The organism is Methanolobus tindarius DSM 2278 (genome assembly GCF_000504205.1).
GTDB classification, from domain to species: Archaea; Halobacteriota; Methanosarcinia; order Methanosarcinales; family Methanosarcinaceae; genus Methanolobus; species Methanolobus tindarius.
The window spans coordinates 1071315-1091801 of sequence record NZ_AZAJ01000001.1; the positions used below are offsets into that span (position 1 = coordinate 1071315).

Genomic DNA, 20487 nt, shown 5'->3' on the forward strand with positions numbered 1-20487 from the left:
TTTCACACCAATCATCAAATTCCAAATACTTCTGATACTTTTTTTACTACCTTGTCTTCGGCATCTTCATCTTTTGCCGATACCTCGAGTGAAACAGGTAATTGTTTCAATTCATAATCCTGCATCAGGCGTTTTTGACCGCCACCGGTAATGTTCAGGACTATCTTCTCATTGGGCTTTACTGCTCCGGATTCAACCGCCTGTACAAGTGTTGCAACTGCAACCGCAGCAGCAGGATTGAGATCAATTCCCTCTGACTTCTCAAAAAGTTCCTGAGCAGCGGATGCTTCCTCGTTGGTTACAGCGTAAATATCGCCACCGCTTGCTTCAATTACGTCTTTCACACCGCCCTTCAGTGCATAAGGTGGCTTCCTGTTAAAGAGAACATCATCATACATTCCTTCAGGACATGCAGCGTCTACCGCATCAACACCTTTCCATAGAGAATACAAAGGTGCACATGGGAGACTCTGACCTAAATGGAGCTTTGGAAGAGTTTCTCCGAACCTGCCGTCATCAAGCAATTTCAGTGAAGCTTCCCATGCGGAGATTCCGCCAGTCCCGCTTCCAACCGCCTGGAAATAATGGTCAAAGAGTTTGCCGGATGTCAGTACTGCATCAAGCATAACCGTACCCATGCCATCACGTCTGGCTACGTTCTTAGCACCGCCTTCATTAACAAATCCATCTCTTGCAGCAATCTTGCCTGCAAGGGAAATCGCATCAAAATAATCGCCTTCAACTGTTACAAGGCAGACTGAATGATTATCATCGTGTAGTGTCCATAATCTGTGGACACTTTCCTTTGGAACCACAAGAAGAAGTGGCTGTCCCGTTATGCTGCAAACATTGGCAAATGCCCTTGCAGTGTTTCCTGCGGATGCCACAACCATTATTCTCTTTTCTTCCTGTTCCCTGATTCTCTGCATTGTCGGGAATGATTCAAGATCCTTGAAAGTACATGTCATTAAATTTGCTTTTTTTTCAGGCCAGTAGCCATTGAAGGCAATCCACAAATCATTAAGCCCCAGTTTGGAAGCTAAAGCCTCACTTTTGTAAGTAACAGTCCTGCCGGAGCCTTCCTCAATAATACCGTCAACAGGAAGCCAGTTGTAATATTTCCAGATACCTGGCATGTCAGTTGGAATTAACTGTTTTGCTGTGTAATATGCACGAAGAAGAGACTGGTCCCCGTTTTTACAATTCAGGGAGTAATGGTCATGAACTTCGCCACACAGCAGGCATTTTACACTATACTTGTCCATATAAATAATGAGGAAAAAGCTGTTATAAAAGTTACCCTAAAAAGAGATTTGTTTTCCGGAAAAGGATACTATTTAAAAATACATGGCACAAAACGGAAACTAATATGTTGATTCCTTGCAAAAACTTGAGGAACTTGCCCTCAAGTTTTTAATTCATATTTTATTTATCCAGCATTTCGTGATAAATCTCTTTACCTGCAAAATTGCCCATCATATAGAAATTGCTAACTTCCGGACCAAGGCCGTCCATAATGTGAGTTATTGAATCAAAGCTTTTGGACAACTTCTCTGCCTGCCCTTCTGTAATTGATTTTCCTTTTTCACGGTCAAAATAATCCCGAAGAAGACCATCAATAACACCTTTGAAGTGCCAGTCCTGAGGTGATGAAGGAGTTATGGAAATCGAGGTTTTATACAATTTCAGCACATCACCATGTCTTCCAAGACCTATAAGAGCTATCAGTTTACCTGAAAGTGATTCAAGTGATTCTGGACTGATTTCCAGTAATTCTTCATAAATGGAAAGTGCGTCTTCAAACTTTGAGCTCTTATTCAAAAGCATACCATGATGATTCTTTACCTGTACATCGTCAGGATATTTTTCCATGGCTTCACTTAAAACGGCGAGCGCATCATCATTGAAATCAACCATCTCAAAGACCATTGATGTATGAATAAGCCGTTCCTTTTCATCCTCTATCTGCATAAGAATTGCTTCTGCAAAGCCAATTCCCCTCTCTGTCATCTCAAGTCCGTGATAGGTGGCAACTATCTGAAGAAGAAACTCCATGCTCGGAGTCTCAATGAAACTCTCTTTCAGACTTTGCAGATTATCCTGTAATGCAGCTTTCATGTCAGGTTCGCTTTTATTTTCCATACTGAATAATATAGACTATGGTATTTTAAAAACTTACGAACAACTACTAATCTAAGCTTTTCAACAATTCATTAACGTGTAAATGAAAAATAATCTGAAATTATTGGGAATAGTCAGGAAGATGGCGATACAGATAATCTGTTAATGATGAATGGTCCTTTAACACAATATCCGCCTGTGAAAGCTTATTCGGAGAAACGTATGTTGGTACGCCCACACAATAAAGACCTGCTCTTTTTGCAGATTCCACGCCCATTGGGGCATTTTCAACCACAAGACATTCTTCTTTTTCTATTCCAAGTAGATCAACAGCTTTGAGATATGGCTCAGGATATGGTTTTCCATAATGGACATCCTCACCGGAAACTATTACATCAAAAATACCAGGGAAGAACTTATCCATGAAAGACTCAACTGTCACACGCTCAGAACCTGTTACAACAGCCAGCTGGAACTTGTTTTTCATCGCCTTCAGACAATCTGCCATTCCATCAAATGGTTTGACATCAGCGATGCTTGTAAAGATCTCTACTTTCCTCTGTAAAATAGTATCGTACTTAGCCGGATCAATATTTCCACCTGCTTTCTCAAAAAGCCATTGCAAGCCCAGCCTGTGATTGGCACCTTCAATTTCGTATATATCTTCAGAAGTTACATTGGCACCCACTTCACGGGATACCTGCATCCATGCCTCGGCATGATAGGGCATAGAATCCACAAGCACGCCATCCATATCAAAAATAAGGGAACTGAGCATGGGCTGTAATTGACCTTATCTACAATAAAGCTTATGTGACAAGGTCAATCATGCTCATATTCTGTCAGAACCGGACCATCTCCTGCGGTGCTGTTCTCAGTGGTGTCCATTGTATCAGAATACCATCTGGATGGCAATTCATAATCCAGAGTGTCGCTATATGTGTCCGGCAGGAAGAACTTTGTACCCCTGTCATCAAGAGCAGCTGCAAACCCAGGATCGATTGAATCGAGTTTTGCCTTTGTCTCATCGGCAGTTACGGATTTACCAATACGATAGAGAGCAAACTGCTTATTGTAAAGGGCGGATTCTGATTCCGGATCAATTGCCAGTATCTTATCATAACATTCAACTGCATCGGATACATCACCCATTACGTTCAGGATAAAACCTTTGTTATACCATGCAGTAATGCATGTGGGGTCAAGTTCCAGAGCTTTCTCATAGTAATAGATTGAACCCTTGTAACTGCTTCTCATGTAGGAAATTGTACCCAGGTGATACCATGCTGAAGCACTCGTCGGATCTGCTGCCGCTGCTGCTTCAAAGGAAGTTGTAGCAGCATCGAGATCACCCATAAGATAATAAGTGAAACCTTTACTGTTCAGTGCTTTTACATTGGTGGGCTCAAGTTCCAGTATCTTATCATAGGTTGCAATTGCCTCATCGTATTCTCCAAGGCTGTCATATATGGATGCCTTTCCAAAAAGTGCAATTGAATCAGATGGAGTTACTTCAAGTATCCTGTCATAATATCCAAGTGCTGTTTCATCATCACCAAGACCCAATGCGGCATTACTCTGCATCTTAAGAACGGATACGTTAGTAGGATCATACATCAGTACATGGTTGAAAGAGTCGATAGATTTCTCATAAAGCCCAAGCTTGTATGCTGCTGAACCTGCCTTATACCAGACATCTGTATTCTGGGCATCATTTTTGAGTATAGCCTCGTAGGATTTGAGAGATTCAGAATACATATTCAGATTATCATAAGCCATTGCCTCATAATAAAGAGCATCAATATTTCCGGAATCCTGCAGGAGTACTTTTGAAAATGATTCCACAGCTAACTGGTTATCACCATTGTTATAGTGAGAGAGACCTTTGCTGTACCATGCATCCTTATCAGATGGATTGAGCAACACTGCCTGCTCATAGCAGGTAATAGCATTTGAATAATCACCAAGTTTATCATAAGATGATGCCAGGTTTACCCAGGCTTCAGCCGATGATGGATTTAAAAGTAAAGCTGTTGTGTATGATTCTACTGCCTGGTCTGTCATGGACATCCTCTCAAGGGTTGAACCCCTGGAGACCCACACATCATCATACGTAACTATATTACCCAAAATCTCAGCATCATTTAAACTTGTAAAATAAGAATCTTCGAATGGATTTGATGAATACCAGATAAAGATGTCAGAACTGAAAACATCATCACTCATTACACCAAACAGTGTTGAAGGAACAGCATAAGAGGAAGAAGTCCTGTTTGCACTTTCAAGAATATCCCTGTTAACATCAAGCTGGAATTTTGCTACGGCGTGAGTTGGATCAATCTGTAGTATTTGTTCATAACTGGCAATTGCTTCTTCATATTCACCAATCTCATTCAATGCATTGCCTTTCCTGAGCAATGTATCAATGGACGTAGGCTGAAGTTCAAGAACCTTTGAATATACTTCTACTGATTCATCGTACTTTTCAAGATTATCAAGATCAAGAGCTTTGTTATAATATGCTGCCGTGAAATTGGGTTCCAGTTGCACTGCCCTGGTGTAAGCCTTTTGTGCAGAGCTGAACTCTCCAAGACGATCGTAATCCAGTGCAAGATCGTAATACATTCTCGGACATGAGTTGTCCACCTTCACCGCTTTTTCGTATGAATTTGCAGCTTCCTCATACATCCCAAGATTCTCATAAGAAACTGCCATGTAGTACCATAATTGAGGATGATTGGGTTCTGTTGCAGCTGCATTCTCAAATGCCTCTATTGCACTTTCGTAATTAGCCATTTTATAGAAGGCAAGACCCTTGTTGTACCAGAGAAGAGCCGAATCCGAATCAAATTCCGGTGTTTCTGAATAGCAGTCGGATACTTCGACAGGCACTCCAAAGAGTCCGGCTCCTGCACCATATGTACCTGATGCTTTGTTATCAGTTCCCACCAGAAGAGCCTTATCATAGGCCTCTATAGCTTCCTGGTATTTTCCGAGTATGTCAAGAACATCACCTTTTCTGGTCCACACCTCCCCGTTTTCAGGTTCGTATACAAGCACCTGGTTGTAGGCTTTAAGTGCAGAATCATAGTCTCCAAGTTCTTCATAGGTAGTTCCCATCTTGTACCAGATATCAACTGCATATGGATCCAGTGTCAGATAAGCATTGTATTGCAGTACCGCAAGGTCTGGCTGGCCAAGATTCTCAAGGACAACGGCTTTGTTATAGATTGCATTGATATTTTCGGAATCATAATAGATTGCTTCATCATAAGCAGAGAGAGCTGCCTGGTAGTCACCCAGTCCATCATAGGCAAGTCCTTTTCCATACCAGTATTTTGAATTGTCAGGTTCTATTTCCAGTGCTCTGTTATAATATTCAATTGAATCGTTGTACTTATTCAGTTCATATAAACCGGATGCAGTCATTGAGAATTCTGATGACTGGGAATCTGCAATATCAATGACCTGATCATAGTAGTATATAGATTCATTATGTCTTCCAAGGGCTTCAAGAGAAACTGCTTTTTGATACCAGACACTTGGAAGCCGTGGGTCAAATGAAATTTCAGGAGAAGCAGAAGCATCTGAAATATCAATTAATGAAAAAATACCGACATCAAAAACATTCTCATAATCTGATGTACTTTCATTGGCGATAAGTACAAGTGACCTGTCGTAATATTCAATTGCTTCTTGGTTTTGACCCTGACTCGAAAGAACCAGACCTTTTTTGAAAAGGGCTGCAGGTGAATTAGGATAAATTGAAAGAATACGGTCAAATACTTTTGATGCAGCGCTGTAATCACCCATCAGGTAAAGGGTGGACCCCTTATTATCAAGAGCCTGGATGTAACCGGGTTCTGTTTCAAGCGCTTTATCATAATATACGATAGCTTCATTATACGAGCCATTTTCAGTCATCGAAACCGCAATTGAGTTAAATTCCACAGCTTCCTGACCCAGACTGTCAGCTAAGGGACAAAGAAAAACCAAAGCCAACAGGAGTATTATGCCGAGGACAGAGTTTTTTAAATCCATAACATTACCTGACTAAGAGAAGTTGTACACTAATAGTTATAACCTGATATAGTAATTGAAAGTATTTACATATATCTAATTTAAATTGTTCATGGTGACTGACTATTATAGTGCTGAGCATATATTAATGTGATGAAATGGAGACAGAACATTGACAGGTTTTAAAACATTAAAAGAACCCGGACAAGCTCAAAAAGAAGTAAAGAATTCCATATTCATTGCCTATGCCACTCCGGTGGAGAGTGAGAATGAAGCAAAAATATTTGTTACCGGCATCAAAGAGCGTCATAATGATGCGAACCACAATGTTTCAGCTTATCTTATTAACAGGGATAATGTGCTTGCAATAAAGTATGATGATGACGGAGAACCTGCAGGCAGTTCAGGCAAGCCAGTATTCAAAATACTTGAGATGAAGGAACTGAGTAATGTTGCAGTTGTAGTTACCCGATATTTCGGAGGCATAAAACTGGGATTTGGTGGACTTGCCAGAGCTTACAGGGAAGCTGCTATTGAAGCTATTGAAAACGCAGGTATCATTGAAGTTACTGACAAAACAGTTGTAAAAATCGAATCCGATTATTCTGACATGGATACTGTATCCAGACTTGCCGAGCAGTATGGATCCATAATCAAAACAGATTACACAGAAGTTGTTTCTTTTACAGTAGAAGTGGATTCGGAGACAAAAGAGGATTTTCAGGAAAAGCTTATTAATGTAACCCGTAACAGGGTTACTATTATATAGATACTTTCACCTAAAAAGCAGGGTCTATTAAATCGTTCCATATTATTTTTCCTTGAGAAATAAATAGGATTATTCATTACTTTACTTTATCATCACCAAATAAACCGAGAGCAATATGTCCAAAAGAGCAAGAGATATGGCATACAGGCACTTCAACAAAGGAGTAAGCCTCATTGAGAAAGGACAGCATGAAAATGCACTGGAGATTTTAAAACAGGCAGCTGAGCAGGCAAAGGAAGCGGATTCACCACAAATTGAGGTTGCAGTGTTGCAGACATATGCAGACCTGTTATTTTCACAGGGAAAAAAAGAGGAAGCTCTGGAGAGATATATAAAAGCTGCAGATATTGTTGAAAATGATCCGGATTTCCTTTTGCCTGAACAGAGAGCAAATATGTTCAGTAATATGGCACTTGCACTTGAAAATACAGGAAGGAGAATTGAAGCAGGTGACCGCTATTCCATTGCAGCACAGAACTACCGGGATCTTGTACAGAAAGACCCATCAAATAATTCTCATATTGCCAACATGGTATCTACTTTGAATAATATGGGTGCCCTTTTTGCTGAAACCGGAAAATATGACAGGGCATTTGATGCTTTTGACGAGGCTCTTAAACTCCAGGAAGGGATGGACAGTGAAACTCAGGATGAAAACAGTATTTTGCAGAAGAAAAAAACCATTCGTGAAAACTTGCTGAACATTCCTCTGGAAAACGCATCCGAAATGGAGAAGGAAAAATACGAAAAACTCCTGCAATTGTACATGGAAGAAGCAGAAAATGAAGGAGAAAAATCCCTGAAAGTTGCTGTCATACTGCAAAACAGCGCCCATGTGCTTGAAAATGAAGGGGAGAAAGATGCCGCATTCTCTAAACTGGAAGAGGCATTGGAAATTGCTTCAAAGTTTATTGATAATGAAGAAAAGGCAGAATCCGGCAGAAAGACTAGTATTGGCATCCTGAGGGACATGAACAGGCTCCTGGAATCAGAAGAAGAAAACCAAAAACTGATGGAAAAGTATGGACTTATACTTGAAGAATCAAGAAAGATACTTGCCTCTGAACCTGAAAACACTTCATATCAGCTAAATGTGGCTTTCTCACTGGATATCATCGGCAATCTGCTGAAAGAATCCGGCAATATAGCAGATGCAATTAGAAATATAGAAGAATCAGTAGATATTGTTGTAAATGTCCTTCAAAATGAAATTGATGATGACAGTACAATCCATGCTGCTGTAGCTATTATTGAAGATATGCTGTCTCTTGCGGAACTTGAAGAAGAGAATGAATCAAAACTTAATCTATACAGACAACTTGGAGATAAAATTGGAAAATCCGGACAGGATAACCTTGAGCTTGGACTCATCAGTGCAGACATATGCAGAGAAACAGGACTTATCCTTGCCGAAGAAAAAAAATATCCTGAAGCCCTTGAGAATTTCAAGAAGGCCTTATCCATATATGAAACCGTAAAGCACGCAACTGGAGATGATTCAAAGATGAATGAGGTTCTGAAAAACACAGCAATGGCACAATTTGATCTTGGGCGCTATGATGAGGCTTTGATAAGCTATATGCAACTTATAAAAAGTGGAGAGACTGGAAGGGAAATTTCAGATCGTGTTGATATTATCCTTTTAGAGCTTGAAAAGAAAGCAGACAACATCGGCGATGTTGAATTTATAAGTAAAGAATATGACCGTATTCTTGAAATCAGGACTGAGCTGCTTGGCATTATGCCTGATCTGGAAGGTAAGAACGCAGGAAGAATTAAAGAGATACAGGGTAAAAAAGCAGATATAATGGTTGCAATGGGACAGTTGATAGAAGCACTTGACCTTTATGAACAACTTCAGGAAAATGAGAAATCAGGCAGGTACATTCCAAAAATCATAAAACTGCTTGAGAAGATGGAAATGTCTGCCTCAAATGAACAGATTGATAAAAAACTTGAAACCCTGAAATTCTTACTCTCAAAATACAATGTTCTTGTGGAAAAACACCCTGATAACATCCAGATATTATTTAACAAGGCATCGGTAATAGATGGAATTGCATATACGCTGTCCGAAAAAGGTGAGACCGAAGAATCCGGTTATATGTGTAACTACGCACTTGAAGCATATTCAGAACTTGCTGCTCTTGAACCGGAAAATATGTATCCTGTTGAAAGGATTGCAGCGCTTAACACAAGACTTGCTGAGCTGGCAGTCGGTGCCGGAATTGCAAATGAGGCTGAGCAGAGATTCCTCACTTCTCTTGAAACCTACAGGAACCTTATGAATGCTGATCCTTCCAATATTGAATATGAACTTGACCATGCAGGTGTGCTTGATGGAATGGGAGCCTTTTTCCTGAATGCAGGAATGTATGGTGAAGCGAAAAAGAGCTATGAAAATGCACTTCGTTCATACGCATCAATCATGGATCAGAATCCTGAAAACATGACATATAAATCATATGTGACAATCACCCTTGAGAACCTTGGATATGTGCTTGAGCTCATGGGAAGAAAAGACGACGCAAACTGGATGTATGAAAGCGCAAAAAGAATATAATAGGAAAATTAAGGCACTGAGTAAATGAAATGACAATAACCCCGCATTCTGATGAATGCTGTTTTACTCCCTGCCTTTGCTCATACTCCTGATTGACAAATGGAATGTGGGTGCGTGCAACATAGAAGATATTGAGGGGGATATCTTCATCCCACATTCCTGTGCAATCCAATTCGTTTTTTAGCGGGTTTGATGATGTCCATATCGTACCATTTTGGGACATTTTCCAGTCACTCGCCTGTGTTTTGGCTGTGACTGCATTACCTACAATCACAATATACTATATAAATATATCTACACAATTATATCTAATTATAATCATCATTATGAGGTCGTTTTGTTTCTGCATAAGACAAGTGATAACAAAAACTACAGATTAAACTCATATAAGATTGAAATCAAGAATAGTATGTGAGTGGGAGAAACTACATCGGAATTATCGTATTTGCTTTTATCATCCTGGCACTTTCATACATAAATTACTTCACAGCTATCGCATCTAATTATGGGGACACACTACTGAAACTCATACAGGCATCAGTCATAATAATGCTTGCATACCTGGTGAATTCCCTTATTGAAAATATCATAGGAAAACAGGTTCATGACACTAAGAACAGGTACACACTCCGTAAGGTCGTATCTGTCATAATCACTCTGCTGGCTGCCGGAGCCATAATGATAGTTTTCCTGAAAGAGACTACCACATTAATCGTAGCCTACGGAATATTAAGCGCGGGTGTTGTCATTACATTACAGGATGTTTTCCGCAGTTTTGCCGGAGGTATTGTCATCCTTTTTTCCAGGACATTTCAGGCAGGAGACCGGATACAGGTGGGCGATTGTTATGGAGATGTCCTGGATATAAATTATTTCCATACAACCCTTATGGAAATCAGAGAATGGGTTGATGGGGATCAATATACAGGCAGGATCCTCACAATGCCTAACAGTTTTGTTCTTGACAGCACTGTGAAGAACTACACACGTGATTTTTCCTTTATATGGGACGAGGTCACAATAATATTGAGTCCCGAAAGCGACTGGAAAAAATCAAGAGACATTGCACTGCAAACCACAAACTCACTAATCGAGGATTATGTCGAACACTCTAAGAAAGAACTTGCAAGCATGGAACGAAAATACATGTTTACATCATATGATGTTGATACAAAGATATTCCTGTTCGTCGAGAGTGACAGGATAGAGATGCATCTGAGATATGTCGTGGATACAAAGCAGAGACGATATGTAAATGACCTGCTTACACAAGGTCTGCTTGATGCTTTTGCCACTGAACCGGACATTATTATAGGTAGTATATCCAGCATTGAGATTACTAAAATGCCATAATATAAAAAAATTAGAAATGAAAAATTCATTCCAGACTACCAGAATCATGCAGAAACCGCAGCCATCTGCGTGCTTCAGCTACTCTTTCTCTGGAAAAGAGATCATGGAACTCTTTCTCTTTTTCCCTGACCGTTCCATCCTCTATTTCCCTGAGATCCATAATAGCTCTTAAAATGCCGCTGGTCTCATTAAAAAGGGCTTTTGCTTCTTTTTTTGTTAGTTTCTCGGTTTTGAGCTTTGTTTCATCTTCCTGTTCTTTTTCCCTGAGATAGCTAATGTATTTATCAATATGCTTCCGGTCTTCATCGGTAAGAGTTTCCTTGTTTATCAGTTGCCACACAAGTTCATGCAACTTGCATTTATTGCCTTTAATTTCTACAGAATATGGAATTTCTTCACCTACCCAGAAAAGCCTGGCATGTAAGGCTGCAAGAAGCTGTTTCCTTTCCCATTCTGATAATGTATCATCCTTTACTGACATATTGATATCTCCATAGATCCATACAGATTAACACTGCCGGCTTAGAGTTAGCCGTTAACCTGCAACCCACTTGCAGATATACACCAAAGTACCTTTAAATAAAAATAAGCTTTGATATACTATACAATATACTATTGCGGAGAACTAAGGTATCGGGATAAAATGGAAAGTACAACCCCTGAAAAACTACCGGATGACACAGTTGCTGAACAGCAATCGTCTTATGAGAATATTGAAAACAAAAGAAAACTTTCATGGCTTAAAGTTTTCACCGGTGGACTGGTTCTTTATGTGTTCGGTGTTGTTGCACTTGCTGCAACCCGTAATACAAATATATTTCCTACTGTTGTAATGCTTGGGAATTTCCTTGTGCCGATCACCTATGTTGCTTTCTTCTACCAGAGAAGACACCTGAGCAAACTGGACATGCCAACAACTGCATGGGCATTTTTTTACGGAGGACTGTTGGGAGTACTGGCAGCAGCAACCCTAGAACCAATATTCCTGTCACAAAAATCTTTATTTTACTCTTTTGAAGTGGGACTTATCGAGGAGTTTGCCAAAATAATCGGAGTAATAATAATTGCCAGACGCTGTTTCCATGATTCTGAAATGGACGGACTTATACTTGGAGCTGCTTCAGGAATGGGGTTTGCGGCTCTGGAAAGTACAGGATATGCATTTACTGCATTTCTCAACAGCGGTGGAAGCCTCTCACAAACAGTGCTTATAACACTGATAAGAGGAGTAATCGCACCAATAGGGCATGGAACATGGACAGCAATACTGGTGAGCACAATGTTCAGGGAAAGCGGACCCCGAAGATTCCACATTAATCTCAAAGTCATCGGAGCATACATTACAGTGGCTGCCCTCCACGGATTATGGAACGGACTACCTGATGTCCTGTCACTGTTCCCTGTTACAGTATTTAATGTGTTTACCGGCCAGGTTTCTGTGGCAATATTTGGATTTTACCTTTTGTGGAGAAGGTATGAAGAAGCTAAAAGGTTGCAACTCCAGCGGCTCTGGCAGGGAATCAAGCAGCCAGTGTGCTGGAAATAAACCTTATCTTTTTGAAACAAGAATCAAAGGCTGGATGAAAAATGAGTTCCGAGAAAAATATTGAATGGGACATTGATGTTTCAATATTGACTAATAAGTTCATACTCAACGAATTGCTGAAAGTACTTGGAATTGCCACGCTGATAACAGCGACCATTGTAGCACTGATTATGCTTCCATCGTTTCTGAGCGGAAGCATGTATTCCACAAGCAGCAATGCCAGGGATGCGAAATATGCACTGATCTTAATTGGGATATTGTTCCTTTTTACAGCACTATTTATTATTGCATATTACGGCAACAAATACATGCTTACCTATAACCTTGACAGCAAAGGCATAAGCACCATCACCAGAGAAAACCAGAAAGCTAAGAACAGTAAGATTAACTTCCTGTTAATATTTGCCGGACTGCTTACAGGAAACCCAGGTGCTGCCGGTACCGGACTGCTGGCAGCTTCACATCAGAACCAGGATATTAAATGGAAAAAGGTAAAAAAAGCTACATTTTACCCTAAATCTAAAACAATTGCCCTTAAAGCAGGATTTGCAGAAAAGAGTATTGTGTTCTGCACTCCGCAAAATTACGATTCAGTGGAGCAGTATATCAGAAATATGTGCAGTGAAGATTGTAAAATAAAGGTAAAATGAAATTAATATTTCCTGAAATTTCATTTTTACAGCTCCATCCGTTAACTATTAAGTAAAAGGAAACAAAGCAGAGTTATGAATTATTCAATTCTTTTGATCATAATCCTTGTAATACTCCTTGCAGGACTTGTAATGTCGTATTTTGCTTTCAAGCTCAAGAAGGAAGAATACAAGCGTACAGGGAAATACCCCAAAGGCCACTATATGGGACAGTGGCTTGCTATTGGTATTGCAATAGGTATTCCTGTAGCGTTAATTCTGAACAATATATTCCTGGGATATATGATAGGTCTTGTAATTGGAACAATTATGGGAACCCGAAATGAGAAGAAACATGAAGATGAGTTAAGACCCCTTACTCCAAAGGAAAGAGAACTCAGAAAAAAAATGGTCCTTTTATTCGGAGCCCTTTTCATATTCGGAATACTTATGTTTGTAGCAATGGTGCGCTTTGGCCTCTAAAGTGCCATTTGCACATCATTTACGGTTATATTCAATCCATTCCCTTGTATTCTCGCAGCAGTTTGACATAAACGGCTGCATTCTCTTTTATTCCCAGAATCTCATCTTCTGAAAGCTGCCTGACAACTTTTGCAGGAACTCCCATAACCATACTTCCGGCAGGAATCTTCTTTCCCGGTGGCACAAGTGCGTTTGCTCCTATGATGCAGTTCCCTCCAATCTCCGCACCGTCCAACACTGTTGAGTTCATTCCTATGAGTACGTTATTGCCAATTTTACATCCGTGAACCACAGCACAATGACCAATTGTCACATCATCTGCAATCTCAACACCATACTTTTCTGATGTGTGAATGACAACATTGTCCTGAACATTGGATCTTTTTCCAACGCGAATAGAGCTGATATCTCCACGAATTACCGCACTGAACCATACACTGGATTCTTCTTCCAGAACAACATCCCCAATTACAGTTGCATTTTCAGCCACAAAAGCAGAATCGGAAATATCAGGACTTAAAGATTTGAATTTAAGGATCATTTGAATCACGTTTTACAAAAGAGCTTCAAAAAATGGTTTTGCAATCATTTTTGCGTATCGGAGTTTTGAGAATCATCCTCTTTCTTACTCTTTTCCTCTTCCCTTTCTCCAAAATCAATTACCAGATGATTACATCTGCCACTTTTTGCTCCACATATCTTACAATATCTTGGCATGGAATTCTCCTCCTATGGTAATTAGGTTATATAACTAAAATAAACCTGTGGGTGTATTTCAAAACCAACTCAGTAAATATCAGTTCTTAAATCCTGCAAGATTGAACCCTTTTGTTTGATCTCTTTTGTTTTATCGAGATCAATTCTCCCGACAAAAATACTCTCCTCTTTTCCGGATTCCTCAAGAATCCGACCCCAGCCACCTGTAATTAAAGAACCACCCGGATAAACTGTACGCTTTCCTTTTCCAACTTAAAAAGCTCACTCATATTCAGGACATAAACCTTCTATACTCATCGAAAAATATTTTAATTTTAAGGAATATCAAAGTGTTACAAAAATGATCATAAGAAAAGCAAGTTTATCAGATGAAAGTCAAATTACAAATCTTATAAAGGGAATTCCTGGAGTCTGGCAAGAGCTATGGAGAGATAATGTAGTTGAGATAGTTTTGTGTAGCAATGAAGGTAATGTGCTGGTTGCAGAAGAAAACGACACAATTATAGGATTTGCTTCTTTTCATGACTGCGGTTTCAGAGCATATTTAAGTGAACTGGTTGTTGCAGAGTCTGAACAAAATAAAGGAATTGGCAGGGAGTTATTAAAGGAGGGAGAAAGACTTCTCTCTTCACAAGGTTGTCATCTGGTTATTGGAGATATTTTCCCACCTGCAATCGGGTTTTATGAAAAGAATGGATGGAAATGTCCTTTATCCGCACTTCGATCTAAGTTATTAAATAACATAGACTAAAAAAGTTACACATTGAAAAATATAACAATTAACATTGAATTTGCATCTATCTACTAGTTGTTTTGACATCCCCAAACAGTACGAACGGGATTTCTCTATAAATACATTCAAAACCTATAAGGCTAACAAAAATAGATTTTCAAATAATTAAAGTCTGTGGGAATATCTTTATGGATGAAAATGAACAGCTTATCACGCTTGGATGGAGGGAATGGGTTAGTTTACCAGAGCTTGGGATTCCTGCCATAAAAGCTAAAGTTGACACAGGTGCAAGAACATCGGCATTACATGCTTTTGAAATTGAGCAATACACAGAGAATGGTATTGGCATGGTCCGTTTTCTGGTACATCCGGTACAGAAAAATCAGGATTTTATTATTGAATGTACTGCTCCTCTAAAAGATAAGCGTCAGGTGACCGATTCAGGGGGGCATAAAGAGATGCGTTTTGTCATCGAAACACTTATTGAAATTGACACATATTCCTACACCATTGAACTAACACTTACTGACCGTGATACCATGCGTTTTAAAATGCTACTGGGGAGAACCGCACTGGAAAACCGGGCAGTTGTGAATGCCGCTGCATCTTATAAATGTGGAAAAAAAGATGCAAAGCTTGTTTACGGACTAAAATAGAGGCTAATGATGAAAATTGCTTTACTTTCAAGAAACAGTAAACTTTACTCAACAAGAAGATTAATTGAAGCAGCCGAAGAGAGAGGACATGAAGTTCATGTAATAGATGTACTAAGAGCTTACATGAACGTCACCTCACACAATCCTTCCATTCATTACAAAGGAGAAGAACTCAAAGACTTCGATGCTGTAATTCCCCGTATAGGAGCATCAGTTACATCCTATGGTGCAGCTGTGCTGCGACAATTTGAAATGATGGGTGTTTTCCCCCTAAATGAATCGGTAGCAATTACGCGTTCAAGAGATAAACTACGCTCTTTGCAATTGTTGTCCAGAAAAGGCATAGGCTTGCCGATAACCGTATACGCAAGCAAACCAGGTGATGTGAAAGACATGATTAACATGGTCGGTGGAGCTCCACTGGTAATCAAACTCCTTGAAGGTACACAGGGCATAGGAGTAGTACTTGCAGAAAGCCAGAAAGCTGCTGAGAGTATCATTGAAGGTTTCATGGGAGTTAAAGCGAATATCCTGGTGCAGGAATATATAAAAGAATCAAATGGAGCAGATATTCGCTGTTTTGTAATTGGTGGAAAAGTTGTGGCTTCCATGAAAAGACAGGGACCGGAAGGTGAATTCAGGTCAAATATGCACAGGGGGGGAACTGCAACAACTATCAGAATTACACCGGAGGAACGTTCAACAGCAGTGAGGGCTGCAAAAATAATGGGACTTAATGTTGCCGGTGTTGACCTTTTGCGTTCAAACCACGGACCGGTGGTAATGGAGGTTAATTCCAGCCCAGGCCTGGAAGGTATCGAAAACACTACAGGAAAAGATATTGCATCCATGATTATCGAATACATCGAGAAAAACAGTAAATTTGGTAAAACCGCAACCAAAGGCCAGGGTTGATAATGCAGCCACCCATCACCATAGCAGGCACGACAATACAACCGGGAACAAGGAAGTCCATAGAATTACCTATTCCCAGTTTTTATACTCACACAGCTTCCTCCATGCCTGTTCACGTCATACACGGACGTAATCCCGGACCATGCCTGCTGGTCTGCGCTGCAATACATGGTGATGAGATTAACGGTGTGGAAATAATTCGCCGTTTATTGAAACATAAAACAATCAACAACATCAAAGGCACTCTTATTGCCATTCCGGTTGTAAATATTTTTGGTTTTGTGTCCCAGTCCCGCTATTTGCCTGACAGAAGAGACCTGAACAGATCATTTCCCGGATCAAAAAAAGGTTCAATGGCAGCCCGCCTTGCAAATATCCTGATTGAGGAAATTGTGGATAAATGCAGCCACGTAATAGACCTGCACACCGGAGCAACAGGTAAAGACAACCTGCCTCAGATACGTGCATTCCTTGAAGAAGATGAAGAAATCGAAAAGTTAGCCCGTGCATTTGGAGTACCGGTTATTATCCACACAGACCTTCGTGACGGTTCGTTACGTGAAGCTGCAAAGAAAAGAAACATACCTGTTTTACTATACGAAGCAGGAGAAGCTCTCCGTTTTGATGAAGTCGCCATCAGGGCAGGTGTAAGGGGTGTACTCGGAGTGATGTCATGCCTGGAAATGAGGAAGCAAAAGACCAGGAAGAAAAATTACAATGCTGTGATATCAAGGGAAACGAGCTGGATACGTGCACATGACAGTGGAATTTTTCGTTCGATTGTTCCCCTTGGAGCTTCAGTTGAGAAAGGAGATCTTCTGGGCTATATAAATGACCCTCTCGGTGAAATCGAAACAAAAGTTACAAGCTCGGTTTTTGGAATAGTAATTGGAAAAACAAATATGCCACTCGTCCATGAAGGAGACGCTACGTTCCACATAGCCAGATACCAGGAAGCGGAAGAAATCTCAGGCTACATTGAAACATACAATGAAGAACTGGGTTCTTTAAATGGGTGAGCATTCACATATTTGTTTTATTTTTACATAAAGGCACTTTCATATTACTTTGAACTGAGGCAAGAGGCAATTTTCTTACCTAACTCCTTTGCACCATCCATAGGAGCTTGCTGGTCCTCAAAACTATTGATACCAACAGAATCCACAGTTGCATCGGGCCCGTAGATCATCTTGATGCCGCTGAGTTCACAATCATCGCCATAGCCACAACTGACACATGGGACATTACCCAGTATCTTAACATCACCTACAACTTCCATGCCTTCTTCCTGCATGTAAGCTGCAACAGAACCCACGGCAGTTTCTGCAACCGGTGGAGCTTCGGGAATACATGGAATAGCCGAAGTAATGATAATTCCACCGGGCTTCCCTCTCATGTAGCCGTCCTTGTGACGCAGGCAATAAAGACGCTCAAGCATTGATTTGGTATTTGAATCTATTGAAGAGTAAGGAGTATAACCCGCAACAATGAGGGCATCAGCATTTTTAATCTTCTCTGCAATCTCGTTTCCATCATCACCTATGACACATACATTGTTATCAACACATTTCAGACATGCCAGACATGGTTTGATCGTATGATTACTAAGCTTAATAAATTCGGTTTCCATGCCAGTTGCTTCCAGAGCAGCTTTAAGCGTCCTGTCCGTATTGCTGTCAGGGATCGGTGACCCGGATATTCCTATTACCTTCGTTATGACACTTCCTTTTTCCGTCTTCTTCCGGAAAGACGGTTGATTATCTGAAATAAAGTTGGAATTAAGAAGAGATATACCTAATCGGCACTGCGCTGTACAAGTATGTGGGTTGGTATAGTAGAATAACCATCTGAAAAATAAACATCAGTAATGGAGATTTGTGAACATATAATTTCAAACAGATAGCTAAATTTGCTCATATTTTTACCGAATCAATGAGTATTATAAGTCTTATAAAAATATTAAGTAGTATTGCAAACTTTACTAACCGAAGGAAGAAGAGCATGAAAAAACACGAAGTACTCATCGATAACATCCCGGCTGTCCTGTGGGGAGAGAACAACAGAAAACTGTTTGTGGCTGTTCATGGAAACATGTCCCATAAAAACGATATTCCCATTTCCATTCTTGCTGAAGAGACGGTTCCTTTAGGTTATCAGGTACTTAGCTTTGACCTGCCACAGCACGGGGACCGAATAAATGAGACGGCACCTTGCAAAGTTCAGAACTGTATCAGCGACCTTTGTAAGATAATAGAATATGCACAAACAAAAGCCAATGATATCAGCTTATTTGCCTGTAGCATGGGAGCATATTTCAGCCTGCTTGCTTTTAAAGAACTTCCCTTACAGCAATGTTTGTTCCTTTCTCCTGTTGTCAACATGGAACGTATCATTGACAACATGATGAAATGGCTCAACATAAGCGAAGAACAATTGAAGAAGGAACGGGAAATTGACACGCCAATAGGACAAACATTGTACTGGGATTACTATTGCTATGTTAAAGAAAATCCAATTGTTCGATGGGATAATCCCACTGCAATCCTTTATGGAGAAGAGGATAACATTTGCGAATATGATATTGTGAATTCCTTTTCAAGGAAATTCAATTGTCACCTGGAAGTAATGAAAAACGGCGAACATTACTTTCATACACCAGACCAGCTCAGCTATTACAGAAAATGGTTAGCAGATCATCTTTGCAAATTGTGAAAAATCATCTGCAATCCAGAAGTAAAAAATAAAAAATGAATGAAGAACATAAACTCAAATGCCACTCTTCACAACACTTGCAATTGCATCTTCCAGTATCTGCAAGCCTTTCTCAAGTTCATTCTCAGTTATATTCAAAGCCGGGAATATTCTTATGCCAATGCCCTGAGTCTGGGTTACGAGCAAACCTTTTGCCTGGCATTCATCCTTAATTTTTGAGCAGATGTCCTGATCCTTGAAATCGATCATAATTAGAAGACCTTTTCCCCTTAGACCGACAACAGCATCACTATATTCATTCTGCCATTGTTTCATGCGATTTAAGGCCAGTTGACCCATTTTTATCACATTTTCAGAGATATTGTTGTCCAGAAGATACTTAATCACTGCATAGGAAACAGCACATCCAAGAGGATTGCCACAGTAAGTGCCACCATGGTCACCAATCTCTATTTTTTCTGCTACTTTTTCCGACATAGCAAAAGCACCGAAGGGGAAACCGCCGGCAATTCCTTTGGCCATGGTCAGGAAATCGACTTCCACACCACATTCACCTGTAACAAAGGCAGGTCCAGTCCTGAAAAAACCGGTCTGTATCTCATCCACAATGAGCAGACTGCCATTATTCTTACACAGATTACTAACCTCTTTCAGGTAATCCTGTGAAGGTATGCGGATTCCACCCTCTCCCTGTACGGGTTCCAGTATTACTGCTGCAACACTCTTATCAAGAGCATCTTTCATTGCTTCCAGATCATTGTATGGAACAAAACGATAATTGGGCATTAAAGGATTATACCTGTCCCTGCTTTTGGCCTGACCTGTGGCTGAAGCCGTACTGATTGTACGCCCGTGGAAACTCTGGAAAGTTGAAATTATTTCAGGCCTGCCTGTCACCTTCTGGGCAAGTTTTATGGCAGCATCGTTTGTCTCAGCCCCGCTGTTTGTAAAGAAAATCCTGCTAAGATTTGATGGGAGAATCTCCTGCATCAGGGAAAGTAGGCGTGCACGTGACGGTGAATATGTAAGTCCTGAATTGGGGTTCTGGATTATTTTCTTCCCCTGCTCGAACAGGGCATCAGTAATAACCGGATTTGCATGACCTATACATGTCACACCCCAACCGGCTGTGAAGTCAAGGTATCTTCTTCCTTCTTCGTCCCATACATAAACTCCCTCTCCTTTTTCAATGGAGATTTGCTGTTTCACGAAGAATGGTGCAAAATACTTGTCTTCTGTTTCAATTGTGTCCTTGCTAGACATTGTTCAT

The 20487-nt window shown here is 40.3% G+C and carries 21 protein-coding genes; 12 read left to right on the forward strand and 9 right to left on the reverse strand.

Translation table 11 applies throughout. The features are described 5' to 3' along the window. Positions 1–14: 14 nt before the first annotated feature. The 4 genes from METTI_RS05160 to METTI_RS05175 all read right to left on the reverse strand — a co-directional run bounded on the left by METTI_RS05160 (position 15) and on the right by METTI_RS05175 (position 6162). Positions 15–1265 (reverse strand): cysteate synthase, encoded by a 1251-nt coding sequence (locus METTI_RS05160; protein ID WP_023844769.1) that lies wholly within the window; start codon positions 1263–1265, stop codon positions 15–17. A gap of 160 nt (positions 1266–1425) precedes the next feature. Next, complete coding sequence (locus METTI_RS05165) at positions 1426–2142, reverse strand: tetratricopeptide repeat protein (protein ID WP_023844770.1); 717 nt, start codon at positions 2140–2142, stop codon at positions 1426–1428. 100 nt (positions 2143–2242) lie between these two features. Next, positions 2243–2899: an HAD family hydrolase gene (locus METTI_RS05170; RefSeq protein WP_023844771.1), complete on the reverse strand. Its 657-nt coding sequence runs from the start codon at positions 2897–2899 to the stop codon at positions 2243–2245. A gap of 44 nt (positions 2900–2943) precedes the next feature. Continuing rightward, on the reverse strand, positions 2944–6162 hold the full coding sequence (locus METTI_RS05175; RefSeq protein WP_023844772.1) for a tetratricopeptide repeat protein: 3219 nt from the start codon (positions 6160–6162) through the stop codon (positions 2944–2946). A gap of 151 nt (positions 6163–6313) precedes the next feature. Between METTI_RS05175 and METTI_RS05180 the strand changes: the two genes are divergently transcribed. The 3 genes from METTI_RS05180 to METTI_RS05190 all read left to right on the forward strand — a co-directional run bounded on the left by METTI_RS05180 (position 6314) and on the right by METTI_RS05190 (position 10826). Then, positions 6314–6910 carry a YigZ family protein gene (locus METTI_RS05180; protein ID WP_023844773.1) on the forward strand — a complete coding sequence of 199 codons (597 nt, stop codon included), beginning with the start codon at positions 6314–6316 and terminating at the stop codon, positions 6908–6910. Between the two features lie 115 nt (positions 6911–7025). Further along, entirely contained in the window at positions 7026–9473 is a 2448-nt protein-coding gene (locus METTI_RS05185; RefSeq protein WP_023844774.1) for a tetratricopeptide repeat protein, read from the forward strand. A 411-nt stretch (positions 9474–9884) separates the two neighbouring features. Continuing rightward, positions 9885–10826 carry a mechanosensitive ion channel family protein gene (locus METTI_RS05190; RefSeq protein WP_023844775.1) on the forward strand — a complete coding sequence of 314 codons (942 nt, stop codon included), beginning with the start codon at positions 9885–9887 and terminating at the stop codon, positions 10824–10826. A gap of 25 nt (positions 10827–10851) precedes the next feature. Here the strand turns inward: METTI_RS05190 and METTI_RS05195 are convergent, their stop codons facing one another. After that, on the reverse strand, positions 10852–11307 hold the full coding sequence (locus METTI_RS05195; protein ID WP_023844776.1) for a DUF5788 family protein: 456 nt from the start codon (positions 11305–11307) through the stop codon (positions 10852–10854). Between the two features lie 162 nt (positions 11308–11469). Between METTI_RS05195 and METTI_RS05200 the strand changes: the two genes are divergently transcribed. From METTI_RS05200 to METTI_RS05210, 3 genes are all read left to right on the forward strand, one after another. Continuing rightward, positions 11470–12372: a PrsW family intramembrane metalloprotease gene (locus METTI_RS05200; RefSeq protein WP_023844777.1), complete on the forward strand. Its 903-nt coding sequence runs from the start codon at positions 11470–11472 to the stop codon at positions 12370–12372. 41 nt (positions 12373–12413) lie between these two features. Beyond that, positions 12414–13022, forward strand: coding sequence for a hypothetical protein (locus METTI_RS05205; RefSeq protein ID WP_023844778.1), 609 nt, complete (start codon positions 12414–12416; stop codon positions 13020–13022). A 75-nt stretch (positions 13023–13097) separates the two neighbouring features. Then, positions 13098–13484 carry a hypothetical protein gene (locus METTI_RS05210; protein WP_023844779.1) on the forward strand — a complete coding sequence of 129 codons (387 nt, stop codon included), beginning with the start codon at positions 13098–13100 and terminating at the stop codon, positions 13482–13484. 31 nt (positions 13485–13515) lie between these two features. Here METTI_RS05210 and METTI_RS05215 read toward each other — a convergent pair whose 3' ends face one another. Together METTI_RS05215 and METTI_RS16165 are read right to left on the reverse strand one after the other, a co-directional pair. Next, the gene (locus METTI_RS05215; protein WP_023844780.1) at positions 13516–14025 is read right to left on the reverse strand and encodes a gamma carbonic anhydrase family protein; all 510 of its coding nucleotides are present in this window, start codon (positions 14023–14025) and stop codon (positions 13516–13518) included. A 44-nt stretch (positions 14026–14069) separates the two neighbouring features. Then, positions 14070–14201 carry a hypothetical protein gene (locus tag METTI_RS16165; protein WP_023844781.1) on the reverse strand — a complete coding sequence of 44 codons (132 nt, stop codon included), beginning with the start codon at positions 14199–14201 and terminating at the stop codon, positions 14070–14072. 340 nt (positions 14202–14541) lie between these two features. Here METTI_RS16165 and METTI_RS05220 point away from each other — a divergent pair, with 340 nt between their 5' ends. From METTI_RS05220 to METTI_RS05235, 4 genes are all read left to right on the forward strand, one after another. Beyond that, positions 14542–14952: a GNAT family N-acetyltransferase gene (locus METTI_RS05220; protein WP_023844782.1), complete on the forward strand. Its 411-nt coding sequence runs from the start codon at positions 14542–14544 to the stop codon at positions 14950–14952. Between the two features lie 170 nt (positions 14953–15122). Next, on the forward strand, positions 15123–15590 hold the full coding sequence (locus METTI_RS05225) for an ATP-dependent zinc protease family protein (RefSeq protein ID WP_023844783.1): 468 nt from the start codon (positions 15123–15125) through the stop codon (positions 15588–15590). Positions 15591–15599: 9 nt separating this feature from the next. After that, a complete protein-coding gene (gene rimK / locus METTI_RS05230) occupies positions 15600–16505 on the forward strand; it encodes a 30S ribosomal protein S6--L-glutamate ligase (protein ID WP_023844784.1) in 906 nt (301 codons plus the stop codon). Positions 16506–16507: 2 nt separating this feature from the next. Next, the gene (locus METTI_RS05235; protein ID WP_023844785.1) at positions 16508–17524 is read left to right on the forward strand and encodes a succinylglutamate desuccinylase/aspartoacylase family protein; all 1017 of its coding nucleotides are present in this window, start codon (positions 16508–16510) and stop codon (positions 17522–17524) included. Between the two features lie 44 nt (positions 17525–17568). Here the strand turns inward: METTI_RS05235 and METTI_RS05240 are convergent, their stop codons facing one another. Then, positions 17569–18189, reverse strand: a complete 621-nt coding sequence (locus tag METTI_RS05240) for a flavodoxin family protein (protein WP_245596170.1) — start codon at positions 18187–18189, stop codon at positions 17569–17571. Between METTI_RS05240 and METTI_RS16170 the strand changes: the two genes are divergently transcribed. Together METTI_RS16170 and METTI_RS05245 are read left to right on the forward strand one after the other, a co-directional pair. Continuing rightward, positions 18134–18262 carry a hypothetical protein gene (locus METTI_RS16170; protein WP_281170035.1) on the forward strand — a complete coding sequence of 43 codons (129 nt, stop codon included), beginning with the start codon at positions 18134–18136 and terminating at the stop codon, positions 18260–18262. The genes METTI_RS05240 and METTI_RS16170 overlap by 56 nt on opposite strands. 244 nt (positions 18263–18506) lie before the next feature. After that, complete coding sequence (locus METTI_RS05245; RefSeq protein ID WP_023844787.1) at positions 18507–19217, forward strand: alpha/beta hydrolase; 711 nt, start codon at positions 18507–18509, stop codon at positions 19215–19217. Between the two features lie 54 nt (positions 19218–19271). Here the strand turns inward: METTI_RS05245 and METTI_RS05250 are convergent, their stop codons facing one another. Then, positions 19272–20480 (reverse strand): aspartate aminotransferase family protein, encoded by a 1209-nt coding sequence (locus METTI_RS05250; RefSeq protein WP_023844788.1) that lies wholly within the window; start codon positions 20478–20480, stop codon positions 19272–19274. Positions 20481–20487 lie beyond the last annotated feature (7 nt).